The following is a 12,026-nucleotide window of genomic DNA, read 5'->3' as shown; positions in this document are numbered from 1 at the left end:
TGGTGAATTTCAAATTTGGTTGACCGGATACAGTACCTTTTCCCCAGTGGCAAAGCGTACGGCCTCCTCGGCCACCTTGCGCTTCATCTCCTGGGCGGCCTCCTCGGAGTACCAGGCGATGTGGGGGGTGCACAGAAAATTCTCCAGCTCCAGCAGCTTGCTGGGGCGGGGAAGAGGCTCCTTCGCTGTGACGTCCAAGGCCGCGCCGGCGATCAGGGCGGTGGTCAGGGCGGTGTACAGGTCTTCCTCATTGACGATACCACCACGGGAGGTGTTGACCAGATAGGCGCCCCGCTTCATTTTTTGGAAGGCGGCCAGGTCGAACAAATCGCGGGTGCAGGGCTGGAGAGGGCAGTGAATGCTGATCATGTCGGCCTGCTCGAGCAGGGTGTCAAAGGATACGAGTTCCACTCCGTCAACTTGAGTGCCTGGCTGATACAAGGGATCATAGGCGATGCGCCGGCAGTCGAAGCCACCCATACGCTTGGCGAAAGTACGGCCGATGCGACCCATGCCCACGATACCTACTGTCTGGCCTGGGATGCGATGGATGGGCACCCCGTAGGAGTAGTCCCAGTCGGTGCCCTTGGTGTAGTTAACCATAGTGACAGTCTTACGCACCAGGGACAGCATGAGGGCCATGGCGTGATCTGCTACCTCGTTCATGCCGTAGTCAGGGACGTTGCATACCTGTACCCCCATCTCGGCGGCCGCGACGCAGTCGATGTTATCTACCCCCACACCATAACGGACAATCATTTTCAGTTCGGGGCGCAGAGCCTGGATGACCCGGCGGGTCAGGGGGGTATACTGGTTCAGAATAATCTCGGCCCCCTTCAGCTGCTGAATAGCCTCCTCCTCCGTGTGGCACTGATAGAGGGTGAAATCCATACCAGCCTTCTGAAAGACGGCCTCCTCCTGGGCTAGATTCACATGGTCGTTATCGGAAATGACAATCTTCATGTTCCTCTCCTTACCTGCGGCAGTCCACCATGACCTTGACGGTGGGGACCTGGGGATCGTGGATCATATCGAAGACGTTGGCGCAGTCGGACAGGGGCAGGACATGGCTGATGAGCAGCTCCAACTCGTCAGAGATGCGCTGAGTCAGCTCCACGGCCTGGCCAAAGTCCCGTTTGGTGTAAACACGGGTAGCGGTCATGTTCAGTTCACGGAAATGCATATCGGCTAGAGCCACGGGATGGGGGGCCTTATGTACGCCTACCAGACAGATCATGCCGTCCGTGCGGCAGGGAGTAGTCATCTCCAAAGCGGCAGATTCGGCCCCGGTACATTCAAAAACAATGTCGGCCCCGTCTCCATTGGTGGCCTGACGGACATACTGGGTCAAGTCTGCTTCCTTGGAGTTGACCGCGTCAAAGCCCAACTTGGCGGCCATCTCCAGTCTGGCCTGATCAAAGTCGGAGATGATGATGCGGGAGGCTCCGCTGTGCTTGGCTACCACACCCACTAAGGCTCCGATAGGACCGGCTCCCATGATGACAATGCTGTCCATCGGCTTAAAGCCGGCTCGGTGCAGAGTGTGGACAGCCACAGCTAGAGGCTCGATGATTCCCGCTACTTTGCTGGAGACAGAAGCCGGGACCTTGAACAGTACATCAGTGTCACAGCACACATATTCGGCTACACCACCGTCTAGGTCGATGCCGATGATTTTCAGGGTATCGCACACATGGGGCCGGCCATTCCGGCAGGCAAAGCAGTGTCCACAGGAGATCAGAGGGTAGGGAGCAACTCGGTCGCCAACCTGAAAACCATTAGAGTCACCGGAGATATCTTCAATGACGCCAACAAATTCATGGCCTAGGACGAGAGGGGCCTTGGCCCGGGGATGGGTGCCGCTATAGATGCCAATGTCAGAGCCGCAGATACCGCAGTAGTCGATGCGGATCAGGGCCTGGCCCTCCTTGGGAACGGGCTTTTCCACTTCACGGACAGCCACCTTTTTAGGGCCTTCATAGATGAGAGCTTTCACAGTGAGTTTCCTCCTTTTGGTGTTCCAATATACGGAACAATGTTTCGTAAATATATTTTAACACGCAGAAATAGAGAAAGTCAATACAGAACCAAAGAAAAGGACATATACGGGCCATATTTCCCTCCTGTACGCCCTTGACAATCGGCTGAGGGGGTGATATAGTACCTGTGTTAAAACGGCTGAGAAGGAGAAGAAGCCTGAATCGACCACCCAGAGAGGGGCGCCCTGTGCTGAAAGTGCTCTGTGGAAGCGATGGCTGGTACCACTCCAGAGCTGCCCGGGACGACCGGGCCGGGGCTTTCCCGTTACAGGAGGTCACAAGCGGCAAGTTGTCCCGCTTTGCCTGTTCACGACGCGCAGGACTGGCGGCCTACGGCTGCCTCCCTCCGGCCCGCCTGCGTTGATCGAGACGGCGCGGTGATTCTTGCAAGCAGGGTGGAACCGTGGTGCGTATCAATACGCTTCACCCCTGACACATATCAGGGGCGGAGCGTATTTTTTTGTTCCTTCCCCTAAACGCGAGAAAGGAGCGACTGAAAATGTCCGAAGAAAACATCTATACCTTTGAAAATCCCGAATACCGCCAAACCTACTGGCACACCTGTTCCCATGTGATGGCCCAGGCGGTTAAGCGTCTGTGGCCCGAGGTGAAGCTGGCCATTGGTCCCTCTATCGACGAGGGCTGGTACTACGACATGGACGCCCCCTTCGCCTTTACCCCGGAGCATCTAGGGCAGATCGAGGGGGAGATGCGGAAGATCTGCAAGGAGAAGCTGAAGCTGGAGCGGTTTGAGCTGCCCCGGTCGGAGGCGATTCAATTCATGGAGGAGAAGGGCGAGCCATACAAGGTAGAGCTCATCCATGACCTGCCCGAGGATGCGGTCATCTCCTTCTATAAGCAGGGGGAGTTTACCGACCTGTGCGCCGGCCCCCACCTAGACTCCACCGGCCGCATTAAGGGCAACGCCTTGAAGCTTACCGCCTGCAACGCCGCTTACTGGCGGGGGGACTCCAACCGGGAGACTCTCCAGCGCATCTACGGCATCGCCTTCCCCAAAAAGGACGAGTTGGACGAATATCTGGCCCGGATTGAGGAGGCCAAAAAGCGGGACCACCGGAAGCTGGGCAAGGAGCTGGGCTTGTTCATGCTCCGGGACGAGGGCCCCGGCTTCCCCTTCTTCCTGCCCAAGGGCATGACCTTGAAGAATACCCTGCTGGACTACTGGCGGCAGGTCCACAAGAAGTACGGCTATGTGGAGATCTCCACCCCTATCATGCTCAACCGTCAGCTGTGGGAGAGATCCGGTCACTGGGACCACTACAAGAATAATATGTACACCACGGTCATCGATGACGTGGACTTTGCCGTCAAGCCCATGAACTGCCCCGGCGGTATGCTGGTCTATGCCAGCGAGCCCCATTCCTATCGGGAGCTGCCCCTGCGGGTGGGGGAGATCGGCCTGGTCCACCGCCACGAACTATCCGGCGCCCTTCACGGCCTGTTCCGCGTCCGCTGCTTCAACCAGGACGACGCCCATGTGTTTATGACCAGGGACCAGATGCAGGACGTGATTCAGGAGACGGTCCGCCTGTTTGACGAGGTCTACTCTGTCTTTGGATTGAGCTATACCATTGAGCTGTCCACTATGCCGGAGGACCACATCGGCACCGTGGAGGAGTGGGAGCGCAACCAGGAGATTTTGAAAAACGCTATCACCGACATGGGCAAGGACTTTGTTATCAACGAGGGGGATGGAGCCTTCTACGGCCCCAAGCTGGACTTCCACCTGGCTGACTCCCTGGGCCGAACCTGGCAGTGCGGCACCATTCAACTGGACAGCCAGCTCCCTGAACGCTTCGAGCTGGAGTACACCGGCGAGGACGGCCAGAAGCACCGCCCTGTCATGATCCACCGAGTGGTGCTGGGCTCTATTGAGCGATTCATCGGCGTTATCACCGAGCACTTTGCCGGGGCTTTCCCCGCCTGGCTCAATCCCGTCCAGGTGAAGGTGCTCCCTGTCACCGACCGGGCCGCACAGTATGCCGATCAGGTGTCCAAGGCCCTAGACCAGGCCGGCTTCCGGGTGGAGGTGGACCACCGCAACGAGAAGATCGGGAAGAAGATTCGGGAGGCCACCATGGAGAAGGTGCCCTATATGCTGGTGGTAGGAGACCGGGACGTGGAGAACAATACCGTGTCTGTCCGGCACCGCACCGGCGAGGACCTGGGGGCCATGTCCCTGACAGATTTCTCTGCTCTGCTGGCCAACGAAGTGGACAACAAGATTATCAAATAAATCGCGCAAAAAACCGCCGGAAACCCGTTTCCGGCGGTTTTTTTGTGCTTTGCGGGACATACTGGAAGGAGAAAAAGCCGGCCTGGCCGCCAAGGAGGAACGCCATGAAAAACGAAAGAGCTATGTATGCTATAAGCTACGGCCTGTTTGTTCTCACCGCCCGTCAGGGGGAGCGGGACAACGGCTGTATCATTAACACCGCCGTCCAGGTGACGGCCCAGCCCAACCGCGTTACCATAGCCGTCAACAAGGGAAACCTAACCCACGACATGATTCAGGAGACCGGAAAATTTAACCTGTCAGTCCTGTCTGAAGAGGCGGACTTCCAGTTGTTCAAGCGATTTGGCTTTCAGTCCGGCCGGGATAGCGACAAATTTGCCGGGACCGAGGACCAGGTCCGGCGGGGGGAGAACGGCCTGCTCTATCTGACACGGGGAACCAACGCCTGGCTGTCCTGCCGGGTCGTGTCCCATCTTGACCTGGGCAGCCACACCCTGTTTTTGGCGGATGTGGAGGATGGAGACCTGCTCAACGACCAGGCCAGCGCCACCTATGCCTATTACCAGGGCCACATCAAGCCTGGTGATTTTACCCACGCCACCGGGGACAAGAAGCGGTGGGTGTGTAGGATATGCGGTTATGTATACGAGGGGGACGAGCTGCCGGCGGACTATATTTGTCCCTGGTGCAAGCACCCAGCCTCGGATTTTGAGCAAGTAAAATAAAAAACCAGGGCCGGAGGGAAACCTCCGGCCCTGGTTTTCGTCTTGAGAAATAAGATGGTTGCGGCAAGACGGATTTCAGGCTAAAATACCTTTAGAGGATTGATTCTTTTGCCGCGTCCAAAAAGGAGGAGCGCCATGGAGGACCATAAGATCATCGACCTGTACTGGGCCCGGTCCCAGCAGGCTATTGTGGAGAGTGACCAGAAATACGGGCCCTACTGCCGCGCCATCGCCCTTGGGATACTGGCTATGCGGGAGGACGCTGAGGAGTGCGTCAACGACACCTGGCTCCGGGCGTGGAACGCTATGCCGCCCCAGCGCCCCTCGGTGCTGTCTGCCTTCTTCGGCAAGCTGACCCGCAACCTGTCCCTGGACCGGTGGCGGCGGGAGCGGGCGGCCAAGCGGGGCGGCGGTCAGGTGGAGGTGGCTCTCCAGGAGCTGGAGGACTGCCTGCCGGACTGTAGGGTGCCAGACCAGGAGCTGGATGCCAGGGAGACAGCCGACCTGATCTCCACCTTTTTGCGGACCCAGCCGGAGCTGGACCGCCGGCTTTTTGTCCGTCGATACTTCCATCTGGAGGCATTGTCTTCGCTGGGAAAGCGGTTTGGACTGACGGAGAGCCAGGTGAAGTCCCGGCTCTACCGGACCCGCCAAAAGCTGAAGCTGTTGTTGGAGCATGAGGGGGTGGCCATATGACATCGGAGTATTTGCTGGACGCCATGGGGCTGCTGGACGACGACATGATCCAGGACGCGGAGGAGGGGGCCAAGCCGGCCTTTCACTGGCAGAGATGGGGGGCGTGGGCCGCCTGTCTGGCTCTGGTAGTGGCTCTTGGTTATGGCGCCTCTCAGTTAGGAGCAGGCCAAGATGGAAGCAGCGCTGATACTGCTGGAGGTATTCCCTCCTCCTCTTCTGGAGAGGCCGGCGCTGCAAACAGTGACAGCACTGCTACCGCACCGGGGGAGAACTGTCAGCAGGGAGAGGGCGCTATCCTGGTATACCGGGATGGCCAGACTTACCATATCGTCCGCTCTGTGGAGAAGCTGCCGGAGGACAGCGAGCTTTTGGGCCGGCTGGAGCGGAACGACGGAGCGTCCCTGTACACGGACAGTGAGGAATATGCGGGCTGTGAAGTCTGGGAGGACGGCCGTGGGTTCCTCTATATCAGGCTGTTGGATGGCGGCTTCGCCCAGGCGGAGTTAGTACAGCCGTAGATACAGGCAGAACAGTGGGGAGGATTTCGTTTCGAAGTCCTCCCCATAGTCGTTTCATGACAGATGAGGCAGGGGATGGGAAAGAAGGGGCTCTTTTGGGCCGCCACCATATCATCTCCGCCCCAAAGAGCAGAGACCAATGATTTTAAGGAGAGTGAAAGAGAACGGTCTGTTTAGCTGATATAGGAAAAGTATACCGAATGCTGCGTCACGTTCTTTTTATCCTCCTCATTTTTATTGTATCAAGATAGATTTACTGGCCGCTGATCTTCCCTAGAAGATTGGCATAGCTCACAGCGGCCTCTTCCCGCGTCAGGAAGGACTTGGGGCGGGCAATAGAGCCGTCCACCTCGCTCATGACGCCCGCCGCGACGATCCGACGGATTTGACCAGCATACCCTGGCTCTGCCTTCTGCTGGGACAGGTCGTCCAGATAGCGGTCCATATATTTTTTCCAGTCCTCGTAAGACATCTGCTCCCCCTCCTGATAGTTGGGGCGGTAAGCGCCCACGATGTATGTTTTGTCCCGCTTCCGCCGCATGACGGAGCCGCCGTTGGCCTCGCTGCCGGAGCCAGTGTTGCCGTCGATGGTGGTGATATACTGTCCGTCCCAGTCCTCGCAGAGGCCTACGTGCTGGGCATTTTTCTTCCCATCAAAGTTGAAGAAAATGACGTCACCAGGGCGATAGTCGGACACGGCCTGCGCCATGTGGTAGGACAGGAGAGTGGGACAGTAGGCCGTTTTTCCCCCGCCGTAGTATAGTTCGGACGCCCCGGCTTCCCGGAAGCACCACCACAGAAAGACGGCGCACCAGGCGTAGCTGCCGCCGGACACCTCTCGGCCGTAGTAGGCTGTGTTGTATTTGACCCGGTTGCTGTCGGCTGGCTGCTCCTTGGTGCCCAGCTCCTTCCGGGCAGTGGATAGGAGCCGTTCCACAGTCATTCTTCTGTACCTCCATCCACCGCGTCCTGGAGCTTCTGACTCTGGGTGCCAAAGTAAAAGGCGATGATAACCGCGTAGATGGTCATGAAATCCTGGTCGATACGGGAGGAAATTGCCAGATAGGCAAATACGCCAGTTAGAACCAGGGTGACGATACTTTTGACGGAAAAGAGCACGGACAGACGTTTATAAATGTTGTTCAAGGTTATCTTCCTTCCTGTTTGTCAATATCGTTTTAAGGGACAGGAGCAGCAGCTCGCCGCCGAAAAAACCGAGGATGACGCCTAGGAGCGCCGCGGGATCACTGCCGGTCCTAGACAGGATGCGAAGGGCCCACAGGCTGCTCAGACTGCCGAAGGCGACGCAGTATACCACAGTGACCTTGGCAAACAGATGCGGTACATCCCGGAGCCACTGAAACAGTCCTCTCATGGCCGTCCTCCCTTCAAATCCCGGATATCGTGTTCCGCCTCTGTCATCCGACCCTCCAACTGGTAGGTGCGCTCGACAAGCTTGTTGTGCTCGGCTACCTTGAGTTCCAGCTGTTCGATGCGGTAGTTGGTCAGCTTGTTGGCCACCAGGATGCCGCCAAAGGTACCCACCAGAGTGCCAATCAGGGACATGGACGCGGCAGCTAGGGCTGTATAGTCTATCATGGCGCCACCTCCTGGGACAGCTTTGGGTCCGTAGGTAAAAAGAGGGTGGGATGCCGGATGTGCTGCCAGCGGGGCGATTTTTCCGCTGTCCTGCCTTCCCTGGCCTCTGACCAGCCGGGCCTGTTGTCAATATGTTTGATAGAGATCACCTCCAATCTAACAGGGCACAGGTCCGTTGGAGGACGTTTTGGGACAACTAGACAGGAAAAGTTTTGTGGGAGTGCCAGGAGAGACTAAGAGATTCGGATGGTAAAAATAGGGACACACACAAGGGGCGGAAAATGGAGCTGAAGATGTACGGCAAGCCGGGAGAAAATGAAGCGGGATAGGGGTAACCTCTGTGGGATAATTCATCATTTTTTTGTGAAGAAACCGTAAAAATTGGGGATGATATTGACAAACAACGAGAAGATGTATTTGCATTGTAAGGGAAATCATGGTATACTAACAAACTAATATGGGACCCGTGGCCCATAATTTTATCAGGAAAGCAGAGTTGATACATTTCCAATGTTAGACAGTGCCAGTATCGGGATGATTATTGCGCTAATCATTCTGATCGCCATGTCAGCCTATTTCTCCGCGACGGAGACCGCATTTACCTCACTGAACCGCATCCGCCTAAAAAATAAGGCGGACAACGGCAGCCGCCGGGCCGTCAAGGCCCTTGAGCTGTCAGAGGAGTACGACAAGCTGTTGTCTACTATCCTCATCGGCAACAATATTGTCAACAACGTAGCGACCACCATCGGCGCGGTATTGTTTATCAAGCTGCTTAATGAAGAGAGCGGCCCCGCGGTATCCGCTGCGGTACTGACCATCGTGATCCTCATCTTTGGCGAGGTCACCCCCAAGAGCCTGGCAAAGGAAAATCCGGAGGGCTTTGCCATGTTTTCCGTCTCCCTGCTCCAAATCTTCGTGGTAGTCCTGACTCCTTTGAATTTCCTGTTTACCCAATGGAAACGCCTGATGTCCAAGATTTTTCGCAGCAGACGGGACGACGGCATCACAGAGGAGGAACTGGTGGGCATGGTAGAGCAGGCCAGGACCGAGGGCGGCCTGGACGAGCATGAGGGAGACCTAATTCGTAACGCCATCGAGTTCAATGACCTGGAGGTGTCCGAGATCCTTACCCCCCGGGTAGATTTAGTGGCTGCTGAGGAGGGAAGCACCATGGAGGAGGTGGCCTCCCTCTTCGTGGAGAGCGGCTACTCCCGCATCCCTATCTATCATGAGACTATCGACAACATCGTGGGCGTCGTCCATGAGAAGGACTTTTACGCGGCCCGATACCGGGGAGAAACTATGCTGTCTCACCTCAAATCCCCTGTGTTTTATACCACTGGAAACACCAAAATATCAGAGCTGCTCCGTATCCTGCAGAAGAACAAAGCCCATATGGCCATAGTGGTGGACGAGTACGGCGGGACAGAGGGTATCGCCACATTGGAGGACATCCTGGAGGAACTAGTGGGTGAGATCTGGGATGAGCATGACGAGGTTATTGAGATATTCCAGAAGCAGCCGGACGGCAGCTATCTTATCGCCTGCTCCGCCGATCTGGATGATATGTACGATTTGTTCCAGGTCAAAGGAGCCTGTGAAGCGGCTACCGTGTCCGGCTGGGTCATGGAGCAGGTGGGCCGGGTTCCCGAGGAGGGAGACCACTTTGAGGCTGAGGGCCTGGATGTAACCGTCACCCGGGTTGAGCACCGGCGGGTGCTGGAGATCCAGGTCCGGATGATTGACTCCGGGGAAGAATGAGCAAAAAGGGTGCCGATACCTCTGGTATCGGCACCCTTTTTACATTACCGCTGTCTAGATACAGGGAAAGAGGGAACAAGGCGTTTTATCCGTTTCCGGCGCAGCCGTGCTTGTCCTCCCCGCAGGAATGGCTATGGCAGTTATGTTCCCCATCATGATGGTGGCTGCACATGGTGTCCGGATCATACTCCAACCGGCCGGCCAGCAGGTCGGCCGCCGCTTGGTCAGAGTCACCGGTGACGCCGGGATAGAGCTGAATGCCAGCCTGGGCCAGAGCGGTCCTGGCCCCACCACCAATGCCTCCACAGATCAGGGTGTCCACCCCAAGATTTTGAAGGAATCCAGCCAGGGCTCCGTGGCCGCTGCCAGCGGCGCTGACCACCTGGGATGAGCGGACGGATCCCTCCTCCACAGAGTACACCTTGAACTGTTCACAGTGGCCGAAGTGCTGGAATACTTGGCCGTTTTCGTAAGTGACTGCGAGTTTCATCTTATTGACCTCCCAAGATTTCGCGGAGAGGGGAGTGGGAAAGGCGTTGGCCTCTCGGCAGCCGGGGCGGCCGTCCGGACCGCAGTCCCCGCAAAGGAGCGGCGATGCCTGGGCCAGAGCTGCCAGGGCAGAGGAGACGGCCATCAGGTCCGTTCCTGCTGTCCGATAGTGGGTAAAATAGCCTCGCTTCTCACTGGAGACCAGACCGGCCTGCCTCAATACCTTTAGGTGCTGAGAAACCGCGGCCTGTGAGATGCCCAGCTGACGGGCCAGGGCGCGGACGCAGTAGTCCCGGCGGCCAAGCAGCCGAAGGATCAGCAGCCGGTTGTCGTCAGCCAGAGCCTTCAGCGCGGTGGTCAGTTCCACATCCCGCCCTCCTCTCTGTTCTGTGATGCCCCTATCATAGCACGTTTTTTAAATAAGTCAATACTTAATTAAAAAAGAAAAAAGAGAAACCGCCAAGAGGCGGTTTCTCCCGTAAAATAATCAGTTTTTCAAGCTCTGCATGGGAGCGGGGATACGGCCGCCACGGGCCACGAAGGCGTCAGCGGAGAAGGGGTGGACGGGCTGCACTGGGGCGGACCCCAGCAGCCCGCCAAACTCCACAGTATCCCCAACCCCGCAGCCAGGAGCGGGGATGATGCGGACGGCGGTAGTCTTGGAGTTGACCATACCGATGGCCGCTTCGTCAGCGATAATGGCGGAGATGGTCTGGGCCGGGGTATCCCCAGGGACGGCGATCATGTCCAGCCCCACGGAGCACACACAGGTCATGGCTTCCAGCTTGTCCAGTGTCAGGGCGCCGGACCGGGCGGCGGCAATCATCCCCTCATCCTCGCTGACCGGGATGAAAGCGCCGGACAGACCGCCCACAGAGGAGGAGGCCATGACGCCCCCCTTTTTGACTGCGTCGTTGAGCAGGGCCAGGGCGGCGGTAGTGCCGTGGGTTCCACATACCTCCAGGCCCATCTCCTCCAGGATACGGGCCACAGAGTCGCCCACTGCCGGTGTGGGGGCCAGAGACAGGTCCACAATGCCGAAGGGAGTGTCCAGCCGGCGGCTGGCCTCCTGGGCCACCAACTGACCCATGCGGGTGATGCGGAAGGCGGTCTTTTTGATGGTTTCCGCCACCACGTCGAAGGGCTGACCCCTGACCGACTGAAGGGCGTGATGGACCACGCCTGGGCCGGAAACGCCCACATTGATGACCCTTTCCGGCTCGCCCACCCCATGGAAGGCGCCGGCCATGAAGGGATTGTCCTCTACTGCGTTGCAGAACACCACCAGCTTGGCGCAGCCAAAGCCGCCCCGGTCAGCGGTGCGCTCGGCCAGCTCCTTGATGGTCCGGCCCATCATGGCCACTGCGTCCATGTCGATGCCAGCCTTGGTGGAGCCCACATTGACAGAGGAGCAGACGATGTCGGTGGTAGACAGGGCCTCTGGGATGGAGCGGATTAGGATACGGTCCGCTTCTGTCATCCCCTTTTGGACCAGGGCGGAAAAACCGCCGATAAAGTTGACTCCCGTAGCCTTAGCGGCCCGGTCCAGAGCAGCGGCGAAGGGGGCGTAATTGTCTGTCCGGGCGGCGGCAGCTACCAGGGCAATGGGAGTGACGGAGATGCGCTTGTTGACGATGGGGATACCGAACTCCTTTTCGATGGCCTCCCCTGTGGTTACCAGCTTTTCGGCATAACGGGTGATCTTGTCATAGATGTTGTCACAGGCCGCCTTCACCTCGCTGTGGGCGCAGGAGAGCAGGGAGATGCCCATGGTAATGGTACGCACATCCAGATGCTGCTGGTCGATCATCTGGATGGTCTGCATAATTTCATGTTGATTGAGCATAGTTGAACTCCTTTTATGGTCCAGCTTGGACCTTTCAATAAAATCACGCCCCGCCTTCGCGCGGATTTCCTCTAGGGCAGACCTGGAGCGAAA

General features: G+C 57.6%; 14 protein-coding genes. 6 read left to right on the top strand and 8 right to left on the bottom strand.

Features of this window, described 5'->3' with window-relative positions:
* Positions 1–9 precede the first annotated feature (9 nt).
* Together ACEVJK_RS08525 and ACEVJK_RS08520 are read right to left on the bottom strand one after the other, a co-directional pair.
* Positions 10–963, bottom strand: a complete 954-nt coding sequence (locus tag ACEVJK_RS08525; RefSeq protein WP_240288524.1) for a C-terminal binding protein — start codon at positions 961–963, stop codon at positions 10–12.
* A gap of 10 nt (positions 964–973) precedes the next feature.
* A complete protein-coding gene (locus ACEVJK_RS08520) occupies positions 974–1,996 on the bottom strand; it encodes a zinc-binding dehydrogenase (RefSeq protein WP_240288522.1) in 1,023 nt (340 codons plus the stop codon).
* 230 nt (positions 1,997–2,226) lie between these two features.
* Here ACEVJK_RS08520 and ACEVJK_RS08515 point away from each other — a divergent pair, with 230 nt between their 5' ends.
* The 5 genes from ACEVJK_RS08515 (at position 2,227) to ACEVJK_RS08495 (ending at position 6,235) form a co-directional block, all read left to right on the top strand.
* Complete coding sequence (locus tag ACEVJK_RS08515; protein WP_374740375.1) at positions 2,227–2,403, top strand: hypothetical protein; 177 nt, start codon at positions 2,227–2,229, stop codon at positions 2,401–2,403.
* Positions 2,404–2,538: 135 nt separating this feature from the next.
* Positions 2,539–4,296: a threonine--tRNA ligase gene (gene thrS / locus ACEVJK_RS08510; RefSeq protein WP_374740374.1), complete on the top strand. Its 1,758-nt coding sequence runs from the start codon at positions 2,539–2,541 to the stop codon at positions 4,294–4,296.
* Between the two features lie 104 nt (positions 4,297–4,400).
* The gene (locus ACEVJK_RS08505) at positions 4,401–5,021 is read left to right on the top strand and encodes a flavin reductase (protein ID WP_147573092.1); all 621 of its coding nucleotides are present in this window, start codon (positions 4,401–4,403) and stop codon (positions 5,019–5,021) included.
* A gap of 135 nt (positions 5,022–5,156) precedes the next feature.
* A complete protein-coding gene (locus tag ACEVJK_RS08500; protein WP_147573094.1) occupies positions 5,157–5,717 on the top strand; it encodes an RNA polymerase sigma factor in 561 nt (186 codons plus the stop codon).
* On the top strand, positions 5,714–6,235 hold the full coding sequence (locus ACEVJK_RS08495; RefSeq protein WP_374740373.1) for a hypothetical protein: 522 nt from the start codon (positions 5,714–5,716) through the stop codon (positions 6,233–6,235). Before ACEVJK_RS08500 ends, ACEVJK_RS08495 begins: the two co-directional genes overlap by 4 nt.
* A 253-nt stretch (positions 6,236–6,488) precedes the next feature.
* On the opposite strand, the gene ACEVJK_RS08490 is transcribed toward ACEVJK_RS08495, so the two are convergent.
* The 4 genes from ACEVJK_RS08490 to ACEVJK_RS08475 are packed head-to-tail and all read right to left on the bottom strand — an operon-like array spanning position 6,489 to position 7,834.
* Positions 6,489–7,178 carry a CHAP domain-containing protein gene (locus tag ACEVJK_RS08490; RefSeq protein WP_374740372.1) on the bottom strand — a complete coding sequence of 230 codons (690 nt, stop codon included), beginning with the start codon at positions 7,176–7,178 and terminating at the stop codon, positions 6,489–6,491.
* Positions 7,175–7,381, bottom strand: a complete 207-nt coding sequence (locus ACEVJK_RS08485; RefSeq protein WP_147573100.1) for a hypothetical protein — start codon at positions 7,379–7,381, stop codon at positions 7,175–7,177. Before ACEVJK_RS08485 ends, ACEVJK_RS08490 begins: the two co-directional genes overlap by 4 nt.
* Positions 7,365–7,610 carry a hypothetical protein gene (locus ACEVJK_RS08480; protein WP_147573102.1) on the bottom strand — a complete coding sequence of 82 codons (246 nt, stop codon included), beginning with the start codon at positions 7,608–7,610 and terminating at the stop codon, positions 7,365–7,367. Before ACEVJK_RS08480 ends, ACEVJK_RS08485 begins: the two co-directional genes overlap by 17 nt.
* Positions 7,607–7,834, bottom strand: coding sequence for a hypothetical protein (locus ACEVJK_RS08475; RefSeq protein WP_186851795.1), 228 nt, complete (start codon positions 7,832–7,834; stop codon positions 7,607–7,609). Before ACEVJK_RS08475 ends, ACEVJK_RS08480 begins: the two co-directional genes overlap by 4 nt.
* Positions 7,835–8,344: 510 nt before the next feature.
* On the opposite strand from ACEVJK_RS08475, the gene ACEVJK_RS08470 reads away from it, so the two are divergent.
* The gene (locus tag ACEVJK_RS08470) at positions 8,345–9,598 is read left to right on the top strand and encodes an HlyC/CorC family transporter (protein ID WP_147573104.1); all 1,254 of its coding nucleotides are present in this window, start codon (positions 8,345–8,347) and stop codon (positions 9,596–9,598) included.
* An 85-nt stretch (positions 9,599–9,683) separates the two neighbouring features.
* On the opposite strand, the gene ACEVJK_RS08465 is transcribed toward ACEVJK_RS08470, so the two are convergent.
* Positions 9,684–10,454 (bottom strand): metalloregulator ArsR/SmtB family transcription factor, encoded by a 771-nt coding sequence (locus ACEVJK_RS08465; protein WP_147573106.1) that lies wholly within the window; start codon positions 10,452–10,454, stop codon positions 9,684–9,686.
* A gap of 120 nt (positions 10,455–10,574) precedes the next feature.
* Positions 10,575–11,933, bottom strand: a complete 1,359-nt coding sequence (locus ACEVJK_RS08460) for a PFL family protein (protein WP_340406281.1) — start codon at positions 11,931–11,933, stop codon at positions 10,575–10,577.
* Between the last annotated feature and the right edge of the window lie 93 nt (positions 11,934–12,026).

Source organism: Flintibacter sp. P01028 (genome assembly GCF_041925235.1).
Classification (GTDB): domain Bacteria; phylum Bacillota; class Clostridia; order Oscillospirales; family Oscillospiraceae; genus Lawsonibacter; species Lawsonibacter aceti.
This window is presented reverse-complemented; position numbering and strand designations above follow the sequence as displayed.

Excerpts from the sequence above, each read along its gene's own strand:
- ACEVJK_RS08495 (WP_374740373.1), top strand. The coding sequence starts at position 5,714 with ATGACATCGGAGTATTTGCTGGACGCCATGGGGCTGCTGGACGACGAC.
- ACEVJK_RS08475 (WP_186851795.1), bottom strand. The coding sequence starts at position 7,834 with ATGATAGACTATACAGCCCTAGCTGCCGCGTCCATGTCCCTGATTGGC.
- ACEVJK_RS08460 (WP_340406281.1), bottom strand. The coding sequence starts at position 11,933 with ATGCTCAATCAACATGAAATTATGCAGACCATCCAGATGATCGACCAG.
- thrS (WP_374740374.1), top strand. The coding sequence starts at position 2,539 with ATGTCCGAAGAAAACATCTATACCTTTGAAAATCCCGAATACCGCCAA.
- ACEVJK_RS08525 (WP_240288524.1), bottom strand. The coding sequence starts at position 963 with ATGAAGATTGTCATTTCCGATAACGACCATGTGAATCTAGCCCAGGAG.
- ACEVJK_RS08500 (WP_147573094.1), top strand. The coding sequence starts at position 5,157 with ATGGAGGACCATAAGATCATCGACCTGTACTGGGCCCGGTCCCAGCAG.
- ACEVJK_RS08490 (WP_374740372.1), bottom strand. The coding sequence starts at position 7,178 with ATGACTGTGGAACGGCTCCTATCCACTGCCCGGAAGGAGCTGGGCACC.
- ACEVJK_RS08480 (WP_147573102.1), bottom strand. The coding sequence starts at position 7,610 with ATGAGAGGACTGTTTCAGTGGCTCCGGGATGTACCGCATCTGTTTGCC.
- ACEVJK_RS08470 (WP_147573104.1), top strand. The coding sequence starts at position 8,345 with ATGTTAGACAGTGCCAGTATCGGGATGATTATTGCGCTAATCATTCTG.
- ACEVJK_RS08505 (WP_147573092.1), top strand. The coding sequence starts at position 4,401 with ATGAAAAACGAAAGAGCTATGTATGCTATAAGCTACGGCCTGTTTGTT.